21 protein-coding genes and 1 riboswitch are annotated in these 18,426 nt (G+C 43.0%); of the genes, 15 read left to right on the forward strand and 6 right to left on the reverse strand.

Features of this window, described 5'->3' with window-relative positions:
* Positions 1-407: GGDEF domain-containing protein (locus PSV17_RS01870; RefSeq protein WP_300479069.1), on the forward strand; the 407-nt coding region annotated here is incomplete at its 5' end.
* Between the two features lie 55 nt (positions 408-462).
* Here PSV17_RS01870 and PSV17_RS01875 read toward each other — a convergent pair.
* Positions 463-831: a diacylglycerol kinase gene (locus PSV17_RS01875; RefSeq protein ID WP_300479071.1), complete on the reverse strand. Its 369-nt coding sequence runs from the start codon at positions 829-831 to the stop codon at positions 463-465.
* A 122-nt stretch (positions 832-953) separates the two neighbouring features.
* Between PSV17_RS01875 and PSV17_RS01880 the strand changes: the two genes are divergently transcribed.
* Positions 954-1,226, forward strand: coding sequence for an oxidative damage protection protein (locus PSV17_RS01880; protein WP_300479073.1), 273 nt, complete (start codon positions 954-956; stop codon positions 1,224-1,226).
* 21 nt (positions 1,227-1,247) lie between these two features.
* The gene (locus PSV17_RS01885) at positions 1,248-1,982 is read left to right on the forward strand and encodes a hypothetical protein (RefSeq protein WP_300479075.1); all 735 of its coding nucleotides are present in this window, start codon (positions 1,248-1,250) and stop codon (positions 1,980-1,982) included.
* Positions 1,983-2,071: 89 nt separating this feature from the next.
* Here the strand turns inward: PSV17_RS01885 and rpiA are convergent, their stop codons facing one another.
* Positions 2,072-2,731, reverse strand: a complete 660-nt coding sequence (gene rpiA, locus PSV17_RS01890) for a ribose-5-phosphate isomerase RpiA (protein ID WP_300479077.1) — start codon at positions 2,729-2,731, stop codon at positions 2,072-2,074.
* An 82-nt stretch (positions 2,732-2,813) separates the two neighbouring features.
* Between rpiA and ilvA the strand changes: the two genes are divergently transcribed.
* Complete coding sequence (gene ilvA, locus PSV17_RS01895; RefSeq protein ID WP_300479079.1) at positions 2,814-4,343, forward strand: threonine ammonia-lyase, biosynthetic; 1,530 nt, start codon at positions 2,814-2,816, stop codon at positions 4,341-4,343.
* A 245-nt stretch (positions 4,344-4,588) separates the two neighbouring features.
* Positions 4,589-5,659 (forward strand): cytochrome D1 domain-containing protein, encoded by a 1,071-nt coding sequence (locus PSV17_RS01900; RefSeq protein ID WP_300479081.1) that lies wholly within the window; start codon positions 4,589-4,591, stop codon positions 5,657-5,659.
* A 43-nt stretch (positions 5,660-5,702) separates the two neighbouring features.
* On the opposite strand, the gene PSV17_RS01905 is transcribed toward PSV17_RS01900, so the two are convergent.
* Complete coding sequence (locus PSV17_RS01905) at positions 5,703-6,161, reverse strand: EVE domain-containing protein (RefSeq protein ID WP_300479084.1); 459 nt, start codon at positions 6,159-6,161, stop codon at positions 5,703-5,705.
* Between the two features lie 82 nt (positions 6,162-6,243).
* Between PSV17_RS01905 and PSV17_RS01910 the strand changes: the two genes are divergently transcribed.
* On the forward strand, positions 6,244-6,615 hold the full coding sequence (locus PSV17_RS01910; protein ID WP_300479086.1) for a DUF2237 domain-containing protein: 372 nt from the start codon (positions 6,244-6,246) through the stop codon (positions 6,613-6,615).
* 325 nt (positions 6,616-6,940) lie between these two features.
* Here the strand turns inward: PSV17_RS01910 and PSV17_RS01915 are convergent, their stop codons facing one another.
* Positions 6,941-7,234, reverse strand: coding sequence for a cell division protein ZapA (locus PSV17_RS01915; RefSeq protein WP_300479088.1), 294 nt, complete (start codon positions 7,232-7,234; stop codon positions 6,941-6,943).
* 20 nt (positions 7,235-7,254) lie between these two features.
* Entirely contained in the window at positions 7,255-7,470 is a 216-nt protein-coding gene (locus tag PSV17_RS01920; RefSeq protein WP_300479090.1) for a hypothetical protein, read from the reverse strand.
* A gap of 97 nt (positions 7,471-7,567) precedes the next feature.
* Positions 7,568-7,851, forward strand: a riboswitch (cobalamin riboswitch).
* Between the two features lie 156 nt (positions 7,852-8,007).
* On the opposite strand from PSV17_RS01920, the gene PSV17_RS01925 reads away from it, so the two are divergent.
* From PSV17_RS01925 to cobU, 7 genes are all read left to right on the forward strand, one after another.
* Positions 8,008-9,858 (forward strand): TonB-dependent receptor, encoded by a 1,851-nt coding sequence (locus tag PSV17_RS01925; RefSeq protein ID WP_300479092.1) that lies wholly within the window; start codon positions 8,008-8,010, stop codon positions 9,856-9,858.
* A 126-nt stretch (positions 9,859-9,984) separates the two neighbouring features.
* Positions 9,985-10,548 carry a hypothetical protein gene (locus PSV17_RS01930; RefSeq protein WP_300479095.1) on the forward strand — a complete coding sequence of 188 codons (564 nt, stop codon included), beginning with the start codon at positions 9,985-9,987 and terminating at the stop codon, positions 10,546-10,548.
* A gap of 67 nt (positions 10,549-10,615) precedes the next feature.
* Positions 10,616-11,236 carry a cob(I)yrinic acid a,c-diamide adenosyltransferase gene (cobO, locus tag PSV17_RS01935; RefSeq protein WP_300479098.1) on the forward strand — a complete coding sequence of 207 codons (621 nt, stop codon included), beginning with the start codon at positions 10,616-10,618 and terminating at the stop codon, positions 11,234-11,236.
* Positions 11,237-11,481: 245 nt separating this feature from the next.
* Positions 11,482-12,777 carry a cobyrinate a,c-diamide synthase gene (locus PSV17_RS01940; protein WP_300479100.1) on the forward strand — a complete coding sequence of 432 codons (1,296 nt, stop codon included), beginning with the start codon at positions 11,482-11,484 and terminating at the stop codon, positions 12,775-12,777.
* Positions 12,764-13,429, forward strand: a complete 666-nt coding sequence (bluB, locus tag PSV17_RS01945; protein WP_300479103.1) for a 5,6-dimethylbenzimidazole synthase — start codon at positions 12,764-12,766, stop codon at positions 13,427-13,429. Before PSV17_RS01940 ends, bluB begins: the two co-directional genes overlap by 14 nt.
* Positions 13,430-13,612: 183 nt before the next feature.
* Positions 13,613-14,416 (forward strand): cobalamin-binding protein, encoded by an 804-nt coding sequence (locus tag PSV17_RS01950; protein ID WP_300479105.1) that lies wholly within the window; start codon positions 13,613-13,615, stop codon positions 14,414-14,416.
* A gap of 18 nt (positions 14,417-14,434) precedes the next feature.
* On the forward strand, positions 14,435-14,959 hold the full coding sequence (gene cobU / locus PSV17_RS01955; protein WP_300479108.1) for a bifunctional adenosylcobinamide kinase/adenosylcobinamide-phosphate guanylyltransferase: 525 nt from the start codon (positions 14,435-14,437) through the stop codon (positions 14,957-14,959).
* Positions 14,960-14,983: 24 nt separating this feature from the next.
* On the opposite strand, the gene PSV17_RS01960 is transcribed toward cobU, so the two are convergent.
* Positions 14,984-16,435: a cobyric acid synthase gene (locus tag PSV17_RS01960; RefSeq protein WP_300479111.1), complete on the reverse strand. Its 1,452-nt coding sequence runs from the start codon at positions 16,433-16,435 to the stop codon at positions 14,984-14,986.
* A gap of 38 nt (positions 16,436-16,473) precedes the next feature.
* Here PSV17_RS01960 and cbiB point away from each other — a divergent pair, with 38 nt between their 5' ends.
* A complete protein-coding gene (gene cbiB, locus PSV17_RS01965) occupies positions 16,474-17,418 on the forward strand; it encodes an adenosylcobinamide-phosphate synthase CbiB (RefSeq protein WP_300479114.1) in 945 nt (314 codons plus the stop codon).
* Positions 17,411-18,409 carry a threonine-phosphate decarboxylase CobD gene (cobD, locus tag PSV17_RS01970; RefSeq protein WP_300479116.1) on the forward strand — a complete coding sequence of 333 codons (999 nt, stop codon included), beginning with the start codon at positions 17,411-17,413 and terminating at the stop codon, positions 18,407-18,409. Before cbiB ends, cobD begins: the two co-directional genes overlap by 8 nt.
* Positions 18,410-18,426: the final 17 nt, after the last annotated feature.

Consider the following 18,426-nt stretch of genomic DNA (forward strand, 5'->3'; position numbering starts at 1 on the left):
CCCTTGAATTAATGCACTCAAACTGCATTTACACAGAATTATTTACAGGCTCCGATTATGGGGATTTGGTATTAATCGAAATGTCTAAACGAATTAGATATTGCTTAAGACCTGATGATATTGCGGCTCGCCTTGGTGGAGATGAGTTCGTTGTACTCCTCGAACATTTGAACACAGAAACCGCTTTAATTATAGTTTCGGACATTGCTAACAAAATTTGTCTGTCATTAAGTCAACCAGTCAAAGCAAACGATATTACTATTCAAATTTCTACGAGTATTGGTGTATCACTTTTTGGTAAGAATACTGATACTTTGCAAGAGCAATTTAAGCAAGCAGACATTGCGGTATACAAGGCGAAAGCAGAAGGTCGTAATAGAGTAGTATTTTTTAATAATGAAAGTTGAGTTTGTAAAAAAGGCCGCAATTGCGGCCTTTTTCCTTTGTATGTTCTAACCCAAACTACCCCAATAACACTAAGCACCACACCACAAACACTATTGATAGAGCAAAAAACACCGCCGCGCTACCAATATCTTTAGCACGCTTTGCAAGCGCATGATGCTCTGTCGAAGTATGATCTACCGCCGCTTCAATCGCTGAATTCAACAACTCCACAATCATGACCAATATCACGCTGGCAATCATCAAGGCTTTTTCAATGGAAGTTTTGCCCAAATAAAAGGCTAACGGAATTAACACAATCGCTAAAAACACCTCTTGCCGAAATGCATCCTCATGCTTAAAAGCTGCTTTAAAACCCTCGACTGAATAACCAAACGCGTTAATTAAGCGACGTAGACCAGTTTTGCCTTTAAAGGGACTTTCCATACTAGATTTCATGTTTTCTAGACTTTCTTTATTAAATAATCGCGCAATATTAGCATGCTTACTCCCAGCATTTAAAGCCTTGCGTTATCATAGTGTTTTATTCAGTACATAAGGCATTAAAAATGGCACGCACAGTCAATTGTATTAAATTAGGCAAAGAAGCAGACGGCATGGACTTTCCTCCATACCCAGGCGAACTTGGCAAACGCATTTATTTAAACGTGAGTAAAGAAGCATGGGCAGCATGGCTAAAACAACAAACCATGTTAGTGAATGAAAATCGCCTAAGCTTGGCAGATCCATCTGCCCGTAAATATTTGACCGAACAAACTGAAAAGTACTTTTTTGGTGATGGTGCAGATATGGCAACGGGATATGTGCCGCCAACAAAGTAATTTATAGATTATTAGTAATATATGAACAATAATATCAACTCTATATTCCGAATTCATGCACTTCTCACGAAGATACCTTCCGTAGCCCAAAATACTCAAGTACTAGAAGTATGGGCGCAACTGTTTGAGTTAACTGAATCCGACTCTAACAAAAAAGCTGCTGTAGTTGCGGAAAGATTAGGCTGGCTTTTAAAAGAAGTCGATCTTGCAAAGTCAGAACTCAAAAACACTGGACATCCTGCAAGTCTTTACGAAAGTGTATTAATTCACTTAGAACATGCTTTTTCACCAATGCTGCTTCCTAGTATTTGGAGCAGCGTACAGCAGTATCTTGATGCTCAAACTATCCAAACTCTAGCTATTTACAGTCAAGTTGTTCCAAACGAAGAAGAGTTAATCAAAGAGTATGACTTGAATGAACTCTATGCGCGCATTTCTGAACTAGAGGAGTTCTTAAAAAACTCTGAGTTACCTATCAGGCTTCAAACTCTTATTGAGCGACATATAAATCTGATTAGACAAGCTTTAGCTGAATATCCTATAGCCGGGGCAAAGGCATTAATTGAGGCTAGACGAAGCGCAGTTGGTGAACTACTTGAATTAAAACACCAATTCAATGACGTGCCAAAAAAATCGGTCGAACTAAACAAACTATCTGAGCTTTGGGAAAACGTTAATGCTGTTGCAGACAATGCCTTGAAAGGGTATGGACTTATTGAGATAGGGCAAAAAGTTATAGATCTATTGTCTAAATAAAACCTTACTAATTAAGCGCATTTCGTCGCATTATAGCAAAGTAAAAAAGCCCGCAATGCGGGCTTTTTAACACACTGATACTTAACTACTTATTTCTTAAAAGTCTTCACACCTTCCGCAGTTGCTAACAACAACACATTGGCTGGACGCGCGGCAAACAAGCCATTGGTCACTACGCCAACGATTTGGTTGATTTTAGTTTCCATCTCGACTGGATCTGCAATTGTTAGATTATGTACATCTAAAATCATGTTTCCGTTGTCTGTTGTGAAATCACGCAATTTTGGTTGACCGCCCAATTTAACTAGCTCACGCGCCACATAGCTTTTTGCCATCGGCAGCACTTCTACTGGAAGTGGAAATTTGCCTAAAGTTGGTACGTATTTAGTTTCATCGCAGATACAAATGAAAGTTTTTGCTACAGCTGCCACGATTTTTTCACGTGTTAATGCACCGCCGCCGCCTTTTAGCATGTGTAGGTGCTCGGTAATTTCATCGGCGCCATCCACATAAATATCTAAACTTTTAACATTATTTAAGTCGAACACTTCAATGCCGTGGGCACGTAAACGCTCAGCTGTTGCTTCACTGCTTGCCACTGCGCCATCAATTTTATGTTTTACTTTTGCTAGCTCTTCAATAAAGAAGTTTGCGGTTGAGCCTGTACCCACGCCAATGATGCCTTCTTTTACATATTCAACCGCAGCTTTTGCGACTTGTTGTTTTAATTCGTCTTGGGTGTATGCCATTTTTCGTAAATCCCTAATAAATTCTTTATAATGTAAGCCAATTCAACATAATACACCGCAAGGGTGTTTTTAAAAATACGCAATGACGACCAATAATCAGCAAAATTTAGACTACAGACAAAAAATAGAAAACTCTCACGTTTACGATGTGGCTAAAAAAACGCCTTTACAGTTACAGGCCAATTTATCTGCGCGCATAGATAATCGCGTGTTGCTTAAACGTGAAGATATGCAGCCAGTATTTTCATTCAAAATTCGCGGCGCTTACAACAAAATGGCGAGCTTGCCTGCCGATGTGCTAAAACGCGGCGTAATTGCGGCCAGCGCGGGCAACCATGCACAAGGTGTGGCGATGAGTGCGAAAAAGCTGGGCTGCCGCGCGGTAATTGTGATGCCAACCACAACACCAGCTATTAAGGTAAATGCCGTTCGCAGCTATGGCGCTGAAATTGTATTATTTGGCGACAGTTATTCTGATTCATATGTTAAAGCACTTGAGTTAGAAAAAACTGAACACCTCACATTTGTGCACCCTTACGATGACCCAGATGTGATTGCAGGGCAAGGTACGATTGCGCTAGAAATTTTAGAGAAACATCCACAACCGATAGAGGCCATCTTCTGTTGCGTGGGTGGCGGCGGTTTGCTGGCGGGAGTTGCAGCCTATGTGAAAGCATTGCGCCCTGAAATCAAAGTGATAGGTGTGGAAGCAAAAGATGCTGAAGCGATGACTGAATCACTTAAAAAAGGTGAACGCGTCATGTTAGAGCAAGTCGGCTTATTTGCCGATGGCGCCGCCGTAAAACAAGTAGGCGAGCATACGTTTAAGCTTTGCCAGCAGTATGTAGACGAAATGATAGTCGTCGATAACGACGCGATTTGCGCTGCAATTAAAGATGTATTTGAAGATACACGCAGTATTCTAGAACCAGCGGGCGCATTAGCGGTAGCTGGGCTAAAAGCTTATGCAAAACGCGAGAACCTGCACGGTAAAACATTAATCGGTATTGCCTCTGGTGCTAATATGAATTTTGACAGGCTTCGCTTTGTAGCTGAGCGTGCAGAAATCGGCGAAAAGCGCGAGGCTGTATTAGCAGTCACCATTCCAGAAACACCTGGTGCTTTTAAGGCATTCTGTAAATTGCTGGGAAATCGTAATATTACCGAGTTTAATTACCGTTATGCCGATGCTAAAGCTGCACATATCTTTGTTGGTGTGGCGATTGCCGACCCGGCAGAATCTGCCCAACTTGTTGCAGATTTGCAAGCACAAGGCTTACCAGCGCTAGATCTCACGGATAATGAAGTAGCCAAATTACACTTGCGCCATTTGGTTGGTGGGCACGCGCCACAAGCTGAAAATGAGGTGGTGTTTAGATTTGAGTTTCCTGAAAAACCTGGCGCACTTATGAAGTTTTTAGAGACAATGGGGCATGACTGGAACATAAGTTTATTCCATTACCGTAATCACGGTGCAGACTTTGGTCGTGTACTGGTTGGTATGCAAGTACCCCCTTCAGATATTAGTGAATTCAATACGTTTTTGAATAATTTAGGTTATCCCCATTGGGATGAAACGCAAAATCCAGCTTACAAATTATTTTTAGGCTAGGTTAAGTAAAGTTCAGTTTAAATGGTTGTATACAGCCGCAATGGTGGTTATATACAACCATAAATTTTTGAGTCATACCGTAAGCAATTGTTTCTAAGTATATAAATTTCAAGCGCGTTTCTTGCTTGATATCAAAAGGCAGATATTAGTATCCATTTTTAAACTTACATGCATGTTAAGTGAACCTAAAGCCATTTAACATGCCCAAATAGCAGAATAAATAGTTTTCTCAGGAGAAATAAACAATGAAATTAACACACGTAGTAATTGCGGCAGCTGTTAGCCTAAGTTTTGGAGCCAACGTCAACGCTGCGGACCGCGGTAAAGCTTATGTTTCGAATCAAGATGGTGGCGTTTCCGTGATTGATTTGAACACGTTGACCTCAACAACTACCATTGACGTAAAAGGTGAAGGTCCGCGAGGTATAGCCGTGAGTGATGACGGAAAACTGCTGGTAGTTGCCACGCGTGAGAATGGTAGCGTTTCTTTGATTGACACAGCTACTAATAAAGTCCTAAGCCAAATTAAAGTTGGCCAGAATCCCGAGTTTGTTCGAGTAAGAGGTAACCTCGCGTTTGTATCATATGAGCCTAGTGCAAAAGGTGGCCCCCCACCAAAACCAGGTTCTGCAGAAGCAATTGCAGCTGCGAAAGAAGACGATGATGACGACAAAGAACCAGCACGCATCGGTATTATTGATTTGAAATTAGGCAAAAAAATCCGTGAAATTACAGGTGGACCAGAAACAGAAGGTGTTGAGTTTAGTAAAGATGGCAAACAATTAGTCATTACTAATGAAGCAGACAACACGGTTACTGTGCATAGCATGAAGAGTGGCAAATTGCTCAAAACCATTAAAACGCATGAATACGGAGATAGGCCACGTGGCGTTAAAGTGTCACCAGATGGTAAAACCTACTTAGTCACGCTTGAATACGGCAATAAGTTTATGGTGATGGATAAAAAATTTAAAGTGTTAAGAACGGTAGAGACTGGTGCCACACCTTATGGCATTTCATACGACCGTAAAGGCGAACGCATTTTTGTAGCAGCGAATAAAGCCAAAACACTAGAGGTTTATGATGCTAAAACATATGCAAAAATTAAAGATATTCCTACTGGAAATCGTTGCTGGCACTTTACATTCACCCCAGATGACAAAGAGATTTTGCTTGCGTGTGGTAAATCAGACGAAGTGCTTGTCATTGACGCTGAAAAACTTGAAGTGACACAAAAAATTGAAGATAAGAAAATGCCTTGGGGCGTAGTAACTTACCCTAAAAGCATGGGTAGCTTAGATACCGCAATTAAATAACGTTAATTGTTTCATTTTTAAAGCCCCGATTTTCGGGGCTTTTTTATTTGAGCTGATTATTAATAAATTCCCATTCTTTAGGGTCAACTGGCGTAATTGATAGGCGATTACCACGCTGCAAAATCCGCATATTAGTTAACTCTGGAAACTCGCGTAATTCTTTTAAGCTTAGCAAGCGTGTTTTACGCACTAGTTTTACATCTACATTAAGCCAGCGTGGATTTTCAGGCGTGGCTTTTTCGTCGTAATATTTATGGCCTTTAATAAACTGTAAGCGATCTGGATACGCTAGCTTGCTCACTTCTGCAATGCCTGCAATACCTGGCACATCGCAATTAGAATGATAGAAAAATACCCCATCGCCCACCTTCATTTGGTCGCGCATGAAATTACGTGCTTGATAGTTACGAATACCGTACCAATCTACCGATTGATTTGGAAAACCAGCTAAATCATCAATCGATACATCAGAAGGTTCAGATTTCATTAACCAATAACGCATATTTTTACCTTAATAAATTCTAAATTTAGCGATATGATAATCGATAACTAAATTCATTTATAAAATTAAACAGAGATAATCGATGGCAAAAATACAAGATAAAAATGTACTTGGTACAGCATTACAAGTTTGTGGTTTGAATCCCCTGACAGGATTTACCAGATCAGGCTGTTGCGAAACGGGTTTGGATGATAGCGGCAGTCATACAGTATGCGCACAAATGACCGATGAGTTTTTAGCGTTCTCATTCTCTCAGGGCAATGATTTAAGCACGCCCCGCCCAGAATATGGCTTTGAAGGATTAAAAGCGGGCGACCGTTGGTGCGTATGCGCCGCACGCTGGTTAGAAGCATCAGAAGCTGGTTTTGCACCGCCAGTCATCTTAGAAGCATGTCATATACGATGCCTAGAAATTGTAAGTTTGGCGGATTTGAAGTATCACGAACTGCGATAAATAATGAGGAGTTCTCCACGGATTAGCCTAAGCCAGCATCCTGAACCAAAAAGGCTCAAGTGGTAACGGCCTAGAGCGCATTAGGTACACCCACCAAGAGGCTCTTAAAAGAACACTCAACTTAAGGCGCGCACACAACACTCGAATGACCAAAACCGATGCTATAAACTAGTTCAAGGAATTATTAGCTTAAACCGCACCGCAGAGAACAAACTTTAAAACTGGGATTTTTATTTTTTGAAACTTATAATCTAATGACTAAGTATTAAATCGACTGAAGTAATTTTACTATTGTTAAGTAGTAATTTTATGACATCTGGAATATTTATTTTGTAGCGCAGACTTTATCAATTTGATCTTGCATATTCGTGATTCTGCGTTTGAAATCGCCTACATCCACAGTGCCACTTTTACTACTGAGCAACTCATGTGCTAAATTGAGCGCTGCCATCATCGCAATTCGTTCTACACCAATTATTTTACCGCTATCGCGTATATCACGCATTTTTTTATCTAAAAAATTAACCGCGTTAATCAGACCTGGACGTTCTTCATCGGTACACGATACCGTGAAATCACGCCCCATGATATTAACATCAATGCCTTTTATATCGCTCATTTTACTTACTCATACCTGCGTTAAGGCAGGCGCTCCATCAAAGCTTCAATGCGTTCACTGGCTTGCGCCATATTTGCTTTTAACAAGGTTGCATCATTTTGTGTTGCATTTAAATCTAGGCGCAACTGCGCGTTTTCACTGCGTAAATCACTACACAATGAAATTAAGCCTGATAATTTTTCTTCTAACGCTTTTAAGTCCGCATCCATATGACCACTATAATTGAAAAAAATCATTATAGTCAATAGTTAACGAGTAATTTTCAAAGTATTACAGCATGTGTAAATAATTGTTAATGAATTTTTTTAGCGTCAGCGAAGAAATTAGCGATATAATTCGCACTTGTTGTTAGGTGCCAAGTTTGTTTTCTACAAACAAGGTGAAACTGGGAAATAGGTGCATTACCGCTTAATCGCGTTAATTATTCCTATGCTGCCCCCGCAACGGTAAGTAAGTTTTTGATTCATTCAAATGATTGTGCAGTATGCCACTGAGTTAGCCCTTAGAAAAAGGTCAGACTTGGGAAGGCGCAAATCAGTTGGTTAAAAGAACTAATTTTTAGTTTTTAACACCAGCGCTTATAAGCCCGGAGACCGGCCTAAAAACACCGCCTTATGTTAAGGCACGCTAGGCAATACCGCGGGGTGACGGTAAACAAAGGCTGCGCTATTTGTGTCGTTATTTCGTCCGCGCTCTCTTTTTTATGACCCTCCTCAGTATTCCCTAGTTTTTAAAATCTGCATGCGGGGCCGCATGTAATTTAGGGAAAAATAATGAAAAAATCTACCATTGCCAGCCTTGTTGCGCTAGCATTCTCACCTTCTGCTTTTGCAGCGGAAACTGCTATTCAAACTGAAGATGTAATTGTGACTGCTAGTCGCGTTGCACAACCTCGCGAAAGCGTAATTGCGGACGTTACGGTGATTAACCGCGAAGAAATCGAACGTGCTGGGCAATCTACTTTTATTGAGCTTCTACAAACTCAACCTGGGGTCGAGATAGCTTCTAGCGGCGGAGCAGGAAAAATATCTAGTGTATTCTTACGTGGCACTAGTGCTACTCAGGTAATTGTACTAATAGATGGTATTCGTGTAGGTGCTGCTACCACAGGACAAACCACATTTGAAAATATTCCCCTTGCACAAATAGAAAAAATCGAAATTTTACGTGGCCCAGCTTCTAGCTTATATGGTCAAGATGCAATTGGTGGTGTGATACAAATATTCACCAAAAAAGGTGAGGGTAAGCCACACTTTTATGCGGCTGTAGGTTATGGCAGCTATGACACAAAAACAGCTGAAGCTGGGGTTAATGGCAAATTAAATGACACACGATTTGCGTTAAATTTATCTAGCTCCGATAGCGATGGTTTTTCTGCAAAGCATATTAAAACAGGTGCTCAGGCTGATGATGATGGATACCGTAACTTAGCTGTTTCAGGCTCACTCTCGCATCAAATTGCCGAGGGCCATGAAATTGGCGTGCAACTCTTAAGCAGCGAAGGCCACAGTGCTTACGATAGCAGCAATACATTTAAGAACACTATAGATTTATCTCAGTTAAGTTATAGTTTATTTAGTAAAAATCAATTCACCTCAAATTGGAAATCTACTCTTAGACTTGGTGAAGGCATTGATGGCCAAGACAACCAATTTAGCCCGACATCTCACGGGGCATTTAAAACCAAACAACGTCAATATTCTTGGCAAAATGATATTGGACTACCCTTAGGTACTTTAACTTTGTTATACGACCGATTAGAGCAACGTATTATTTCTGCTACCAACCCTTACAAAAAAACAGATCGTGATACCGATGGCTTTTTAGTAGGTTATTTGGCCGACATTGGCGACCATTCTGTGCAAGCGACTTTACGTAGCGACCATAGTTCACAATATGGCACCAATAACACTGGTGGTATTGGCTATGGCTACAAAATAAACCCTAATTGGCGCACAACGGCTAGCTATGGCAAGGCGTTTAAAGCACCAACGTTTAACGATTTATACTTTGCTTTTAGTGGGGGCTTTCCATTTAACAACCCTAATCTAAAAGCTGAAAAGTCTGAAAACTTTGAAGCAAGTTTGCGTTATGAAGATAACCAACGTGACGCTTCTGTGACCTTATTCCAAAATAAAATAAATAACTTCATTGCGCTAGCTCCATCTTTTTTACCCATTAACGTCGATGCTAAGATTCAAGGTATCACCTTGGCGGGCGCTCAACGCTGGGATAGCTGGGAGTTAAAAGGCAGCGCAGATATTCAATCACCGCATGATGAAACTAACGATACAACATTAGCACGTCGTGCTAACCGCCATGGCAGTCTTAATCTTAACTACCAATGGAATGATTGGAGATTTGGCTCAGAGTTGGTTGCTTCATCATTACGTTATAACGATGCAGCGAATCAATTCAAGCTCGGCGGGTACGCTGTGTTAAATTTAATCGCTAACTACAAAATCAATAGTGATTTGAGTCTACAAGGTCGATTAAATAACGCACTAGATAAAAACTATGCCCTAACTTCTAGTGCTTCTATATTTGGGGTAAACGACCCAGCATACAACACACCAGGTGCAAACTTGTTCGTAAGCGTGCGCTGGGAACCTTCAGCCAAATAAATAGTATTCGTCATATCAGCAACAGCTATATGACGAAACTAAGTCATACCCCAAGCTTTGGTGAGACATAAACCACAAAAAAGTTTACAATTCAGCCATTCAATTTATAAGTTGTAGGAGCAAGTAATGCAGAAAAAAATCAATCAATCACTGGCAATAGCGCTAGGTCTACTTTTCGCTATAGCACTCACTCGCACCAATCACTTTGGGAGTAATGTCGATCTACCAGATGCAACTTTAGCCGTGTTATTTTTAGGTGGCTTATTAATTGCGCGCAAAGCTTGGTTAGCTTTAGCAATCGCTGTCGCTTTCGGTATGGACTTTTATGCATTAGGTTTTAAGGGCGTTTCCGATTACTGCATGTCACTAGGCTACTGGGGTTTGATTCCTACTTACGCCGCAGTATGGGGCGCGGGACGTTGGTTAGCTAAACGTGAACAACCATTTGCAGCATTACCTTATGCGACTGTTGCTTGGGCTGCTGCAAGCGTGGCTTTTGCGCTATCGAATGCATTTTGGTATAGCTTTTCAGACAAAGTAGATACACTAACCGTAGTTGAATTTACGCAACGTATAGCAAAATACTACACGCCTTATGTAGGATTTGCATTGATGTATTTAGGCGCGGCTTGGCTAGTAATGAAAGCTTTACCGAAACTGAATTTAGGTACAAACACAACTTCTGCATAAACATTGCAATACCAATCAAACCGCGTTAGAACCTAATTCTAGCGCGGTTTTTTTATGAAAATTAGTCATGACAACACCTGAAAATAAGCTTGATTTAGCAAAAGAACGTCATTTAGCGCGCATGCAGCGTAAAAAGGCCGTAGTAGATGCCAGTATTGATGCGGCACAAACTTCTCGCGGCTTGCTATTGATTAATACGGGGAATGGCAAAGGTAAATCTACCGCTGCCTTTGGTTTGTTGGCTCGCTCACTTGGGCATGGCATGAAGGCTGTGGTGATTCAATTTATTAAAGGTCGCTCTGACACTGGCGAAGAAGCCTTTTTTCGCAATGCAGCCAACCTGACTTGGCATGTAATGGGCGATGGCTTTACTTGGGAAACGCAAGATGCAGAGCGCGATAAGCAATCAGCACGCGCCGCTTGGCAGATGGTATGTGATTATTTGCAAGATGAGACGATAGATTTAATTATTTTAGATGAGTTTACTTATGCACTTAAATATCAATGGTTAACTATTGAAGAAGTCACCGAGGCTTTAGAGTCACGTCCTCTCATGCAACATGTTGTCATCACAGGCCGCGCCGCACCTGATGCTTTAATTGCTATTGCGGATACGGTAAGTGAGATTAACTTAGTTAAACATGCGTTTAAGGATGGCGTGCAGGCCATGCCTGGCATTGAGTGGTAATAAGCATGCAAATTTCGCACCACAGGCACTCCGATTTTCTAAGCACTAAAAAGTGCCTGAAAAGTCGTATGTCACAATACTGCGTTACTCAACAAATTTTTTCGCTTACATATATATTATATGCCGCTCTCAAAAATTTGTTTCGCGCCTTGTCTTGTTTATCGCACCAAATCTTGCAGCTTCAGCTGCTTAGATTGGTGGAGATGCCATTAACGGGTAGAACTTTATATGCTTATTAAATATTGATGAATCAAATAAGCTGCCCTGCCATTTTAGTTTCCGCGCCCGCTTCTGGGCAAGGCAAAACTTTATCTACCGCAGCCCTAGCGCGCGCTTGGAAAAAACGTGGTTTAAACGTGCGTGCTTTTAAATGCGGGCCTGACTTTCTCGACCCTATGGTGTTAGAAACCGCAACGGGGCAGCCTGTCTATAACTTAGATCTCGGCATGTGTGGCGAGCAAGATGGTTTGGCACGCTTATATCAAACAGCACAAACTGCTGATGTGATTATTGTTGAAGGCGTCATGGGTTTGTTCGATGGCACACCATCATCCGCAGACCTCGCTATGCGCTACAATCTGCCTGTCATGCTCACCATCGACGCCAGCGGTATGGCACAAACCTTTGGCGCGTTAGCTTCTGGTTTACTGGGCTTTCAAACCGCATTAATTCCAGCTGGCGTACTCGCAAATAAAGTGGGTAGCACTGGGCATGCAGATATGCTAAAAGACAGTTTGCCAAGCCACTTAAATTGGTTAGGCGCATTGCCGCAAGATGAAGCCTATGCCTTGCCTGAACGGCATTTGGGCTTATTTAGAGCGCAGGAAATTGTAGATTTAGAAGCCAGAATAGAAGCGGCCGCCATTGCCTTAGCCGCCAGCAGCGCATTAGCCTTGCCGCCGAAGGTGACTTTTATTGCACCTAAAACAATTACTTCAGCTATAACACCTAAACTATTAGCAGGAAAAACCATTGCCATCGCGCACGATGCCGCCTTTTGTTTTATTTATCCAGCGAATATCGATTGCTTGCAGGAAATGGGCGCCACCATAACATTCTTTTCGCCCCTGCATGACAAAGCTTTACCAGAAGCTAATGCTTATTGGTTGCCAGGCGGTTATCCAGAGTTGCATTTAAAAGAAATTAGCGAAAATACAGCCATGCGTGATTCCCTATTGGCGGCGTTTAATGCTGACAAACCGATATTAGCTGAATGCGGCGGCATGATGGCGTTATCTGAATCCATTAACGGTGGACCTACTTATGGCTTACTGGCTGGCAACAGTCATATTGAAACTCGCTTGCAAGGCTTAGGCACGCAACATACTGAGTTGCTAGAAGATCTAGGCAGCATTGGGGCGCATACATTCCATTATGGCAAGTTCGAAACAAAGCTCATGCCTATAACTCAGGCAAATAGCCGATATGGTGCGGGAGAAAATATTTATCAGCATGGCAGCCTTACAGCGACTTTTTTACATTTTTACTTTTCATCTAACCCAGCACTTACGGCGCGATTGTTTTCTTATGCAAGACCATAAGTTTTCAGAGGTTGAAATTGCCGCTGTATATCGTGCCATTGCTGAGCGCCGTGATATGCGGCACTTTCTACCTACGCCTGTCGCGCCTGAAATACTCACTAAAATTCTGCACGCTGCGCACCATGCCCCCAGTGTTGGTCTAATGCAGCCTTGGCGCTTCATTAGAATCACTGATGCGAACATGCGCAAAGCCATTCATCAACTGGTGGATAAAGAGCGTATTAGAACCTCCCAAGCCATTGGAGAATATGAAAATACAGCGCGCATGGCTGAGTTTTTGCGCTTAAAAGTAGAAGGTATTTTAGAATGTGGTGAATTACTAGTAGTGTCACTGTGTGATAAACGCGATGGTCACGTATTTGGCCGCAGAACCTTGCCAGAAATGGACATTGCTTCAGTGAGTTGTGCCATACAAAACATGTGGCTGGCCGCCCGTGCTGAAGGCCTAGGGATGGGTTGGGTGTCTATTTTTGACCCTATTGAATTGGGCACATTGCTCAATATGCCTACGGATGCCAAACCCATAGCCGTGCTGTGTTTAGGTCATGTGAATAGTTTTTACAAAGAACCCATGCTGGTAGAAACTGGCTGGGCAACCGCTAAACCGCTTGATGATATGGTGATGGAAAACACTTGGGATTCATCAAAATAAACGTAAAAACAAATTTTTTACTAAACACATAACAAACTGTCATTCCGTGCTTGACACGGAATCTAGTGACTTAAAGACTCTGGATACCGACTCTCGTCGGTATGACAATTTAAGAATTTTTAGCCTTAGAGCTTTATTTTACACAACATGCATCTAACCATTAAAAAGTACATTTAGCGCCTTATGAGATACCCTAAACGCATCGTTTGCTTAACGACAGAACCTACCGAAGTGCTTTATTTGCTCGGGGAGCAAGATCGTATTGTCGGCATTTCTGGCTACACCACGCACCCTGCAATTGCCAGAAAAGAAAAACCGAAAGTGTCGGCTTTCACTAGCGCTAAGATAGATAAAATCTTAGATCTAAAGCCTGACTTAGTGATTGGCTTCTCAAATTTGCAGGCAGACATTGCCGCATCGCTTATCCGTGCGGGTGTTGAAGTGCATATTTTTAACCAACGCAGCGTTGCGCAAGTGTTGAATATGATTGCCGTGACTGGCGCGTTGGTCGGCGCAACGGAAAAGGCGGCTGAGCTTATTGCCACCTTAGATAAAGTCTTAGATGAAGCGCGACAAACTGCCAGCAAATTTACGATTAAACCAAAAGTTTATTTTGAAGAGTGGGATGAGCCCATGATGTGCAGCATCCGCTGGGCGATGGAGTTGATTGAACTTGCGGGCGGCATCGATTGCTTTCCTGAACTATCACATTTTCACAGTGCCAAAGACCGTATAGTCAACCCGCAACAAGTGGCAGAACGCCAACCTGACATTATCATCGGCTCATGGTGCGGCAAAAAATTCCAAACTGAACAAGTGAAAACACGTGAAGGTTGGGCTTATTTGCCTGCTGTAAAAAATGGCTTTGTGCGCGAAATAAAATCTGCGGATATTTTGCAACCTGGACCATCCTTGATTACGCATGGTTTGAAACAGATTCAAGCCATTATTCATGAGTGGCAAGCATTTCATGGCAACACAGTTTAAATTACGAGGAGTCAGACTATGTCAGTACATTTAATTTTAGGTGGCGCACGCTCCGGCAAAAGTGCCTATGCAGAAAAGCTGGCGCAAACAAGCGGCCTTGCCGTGACCTACATCGCCACCGCACAAATCTACGATGATGAATTTAAAGCCCGTGTGCAGCATCACAAAAACCGTCGTCCAGCAGAATGGGCATTGGTAGAAGAGCCGCACTACCTCGCACAAACATTACGCAATTTAGACGCGCCAAATCAATGCATTATTGTTGATTGTTTAACGCTATGGTTAGCGCAATGGATTTGTGCAGATTGCAATCCACCCGAAGATTCAAGCTGGCAAGCCGAGCGTGCAGCCTTGCTAACTACTCTGCCCACCTTGCAGGGCACGATTATTTTAGTTAGTAATGAAGTCGGCATGGGCATTGTGCCGCTAGGGGAAATCAACCGACAATTTCAAGATGAACAAGGTCGATTGAATCAAGCAGTGGCAAGTGTTGCAGACGCAGTGACATTTGTGGCGGCAGGATTGCCTTTAAAACTGAAATAATTTTAAGTTTAAACAACTGCTGTTTTATAGGTTACTTAACTTATCCCAATCCAAATGCTGCTCCAAACAATCGGCAAGCCTCTCCAACCCTGTCTCGCGCACTTGCTCATAATCAAATTGTGCGTTTAGTTCTTTTAATCCCGCCCAAGTTAACCATGCTGCGCAAGATTCTGCATGGTCAAACAAACCATGCAGGTATGTGCCAGCGATTTGATTATCTTGTGAAATTGCTCCTTCTGGCTGTCCATTCAATATTAGCGCAGGCTGATTAAGCGCTATGCCAGTGCTAACGCCCATATGAATTTCATAGCCTGTAACCTTGGCATCGGCAAAGCTTAATTCACCGCTGACTAGTACTAGGCGCTTTTCTTGCGTGAGCGTGGTTTCCATCTCCAACCAGCCAAAACCTATACTGCTACCGGCTAAACCTTCTATGGCATTTGGGTCGTGCATTTGCGTGCCTAACATCTGAAAGCCACCACAAATTCCGAGCACTTTACCGCCATAGCGTAAATGCTTAGTGAGCGCTTGCTCCCAACCATTGGCGCGTAGATGCTCAAGATCGCCACGCACATTTTTACTGCCAGGCAATATGATTAAATCCGCCGCTGGAATGATTTCATTTATTTTAACGAATTGAAAATCGACTTGTGGATGTAAGCGTAGCGCATCAAAATCGGTGTGATTGGAAATATGCGGCAGAATTGGCACAATAATTCGCAACTTGTTTTCTGCACTTTCACCTTGCGACGACGCTGTATTTGGCACGGCATCTTCGGCTTCAATATGTAAATCATGCAGATACGGAATCACGCCAATAATTGGTTTACCAGTTTCCGCCTCCAGCCAATCTAGCCCAGATTGCAACAACGCAATATCGCCTCTAAAACGATTAATGACAAAACCAACCACGCGCGCACGTTCGCTCTCCGAAAGCAGTGCCAGTGTGCCAACGATATGCGCAAACACGCCGCCCCTATCGATATCGGCAATTAAAATCACAGGGCAATCTACCGCTTCGGCAAAGCCCATATTGGCAATATCGCCTTCACGCAGATTAATTTCCGCAGGGCTGCCAGCGCCTTCTACTACGATCACATCATATTGCAAAACTAAGCGCGCGTAAGAGTCCAGCACCGCGCGCATAGCAGTCGGTTTGTAGGCGTGGTAGCCCGTGGCTTCTAGATTGCACACGACTTTGCCTTGAATCACCACTTGGCAACCTGTGTCAGAATTTGGTTTAAGTAACACAGGGTTCATATCGGTATGCGGGCTTAAGCCGCACGCCTGCGCTTGTACCGCTTGTGCGCGACCAATTTCGCCGCCGTCGCTAGTCACCGCAGAATTGAGTGCCATATTCTGTGGCTTAAACGGCGCGACTTTAACGCCCTTGCGATACAATACGCGACACAGCCCTGCCACCAGCGTACTTTTGCCAGCATCCGAGGTAGTGCCTTGAACCATTAATGTTTTCATTCTCTAATTATCTCATAATGCCTGTAGTTGCTATACCAATGGTAGCTATGCCAATGGTGGCTGTAGTAGCCGTGGTGTTAGATTTTATTTTCGGCGAACCGCATCGATATCATCCGTTGGTAGGTTTTGGCTTTTTAGCGAGTCAAATAGAAGCTTCGCTTAATGTACCCATGAAACAAAATTTAGCTACCCAGCGTTTTGTTGGTGCACTCGCATTAGCATTTTTACTCGCTACATTTACTTTATTGGCATACTGGCTATGCCAACTTTCAGCCTCTGGTCATGCTGTCAGCAGCTTTATAGCAAACACATTGTTACTTTACTTTGCCATTGGTCACAAAAGTTTACATCAGCATGCGCGCGCAGTAAGCACTGCACTTAATAGTGGTGACGAAGACTTAGCGAAAACCGCGGCATCCTATATGGTGAGCCGCGACTCTTCAGCCATTGAACCGATTCCAGCCACTATTGAATCTGTATTAGAAAATGGTAATGACGGCATATTTGGTGCGTTATTTTGGTTTTTTATTGCGGGTGGCGCTGGTGCGCTTTTGTTTAGATTAGCCAATACCCTGGATGCCATGTGGGGCTATAAAACACCACGTTTTTACTATTTTGGCTGGGCCGCCGCGCGTTTTGACGATGTTTTAAATTACATTCCAGCGCGATTAACCGCCATCACTTACGCGCTGTTAGGCAACACAAAAATAGCTTTAACTTGCTGGAAAACCCAAGCCCCGACTTGGGATAGCCCAAACGCAGGTCCAGTCATGTCGGCTGGCGCTGGCGCACTAAATGTAAAACTAGGCGGTGCAGCGCGTTACTTTGGCGAGTGGCATGATCGCCCTGTATTAGGCGCTGGCAACCCTCCAGTATTAAATGACATAGAACGCGCCTTGGCACTCATTCGGCATGGCGTTATTATGTGGTTGGTCATATTCTTAATCATCTCATTATTGATAGCGAGTCTTGCACATGCTTGAACATGGTGGAAATTTAGCGGCAGCGGCCAAGCGATTTAACATTCCGCTTGAACATTGGTTGGATTTATCAACAGGTATTAATCCTGATGGCTATCCGATAACTGAGATACCCGCCGCAGTTTGGCAAAAGCTACCACTAGAAGATGATGGTTTAATTGAAGCAGCTTGCGAATATTATGGCTGTCAACTTGCATTACCCACCGCAGGCTCACAAGCCGCTTTGCAATTATTGCCGCAATTACGAGCCGCTTCTAAAGTGGCTATGCCAAAATTCATGTATCAAGAGCATGCTAACGCTTGGCAAGCCAATGGACATGAAGTCATTAAGTTTGATTTTTTCCCTGATGAAAATATTATTCAGCAGGCGGACGTGCTATTGCTATGCAACCCCAATAACCCAACTGCCACCAGATTCTCAGTGGCTGAATTACTGAGCTGGCATGCCACGCTTGCTGCACGCGGCGGCTGGTTGGTTGTAGATGAAGCATTTATGGATGTTACGCCTGAACACGGCATTGCCAAACATTCCCACTTAAAAGGGCTGTTAGTGTTGCGCTCTCTTGGCAAGTTTTTTGGCTTAGCGGGGGCTAGGGTTGGCTTCTTATTGGCAGAAGAGCAAATGCTCAGGCAAATGCAAGAGTTCATAGGCCCGTGGTCAATCACAGGGCCAAGCCGCTTGATTGCTAAACAAGCTTTATTGGATAAAGCATGGCAAGAAAAGATGCGTGTTAAGCTAACTGGAGATAGCCAGAAACTCGCAGTACTACTGACAAAATATAAATTAACACCTATGTCTGGCACGGCATTATTTCAATTTGTGCCAACTAAAGATGCACTTGCTTTGCAACAACATCTCGCACAGCAAGGCATTTGGATACGGCTTTTTTCTGATGCACCAGGGCTTTCAGCACGAGCTGCGTTGAGGTTTGGTTTGCCGCCAACAGATGGTTGGGCAAGGCTGGAATCTGCGCTCAAACTTTGGCAGAATTAGTTATTTTCTAAATTGAG

Origin of the sequence: Methylotenera sp. (assembly GCF_029946165.1) — a bacterium.
Lineage (GTDB): Bacteria > Pseudomonadota > Gammaproteobacteria > Burkholderiales > Methylophilaceae > Methylotenera.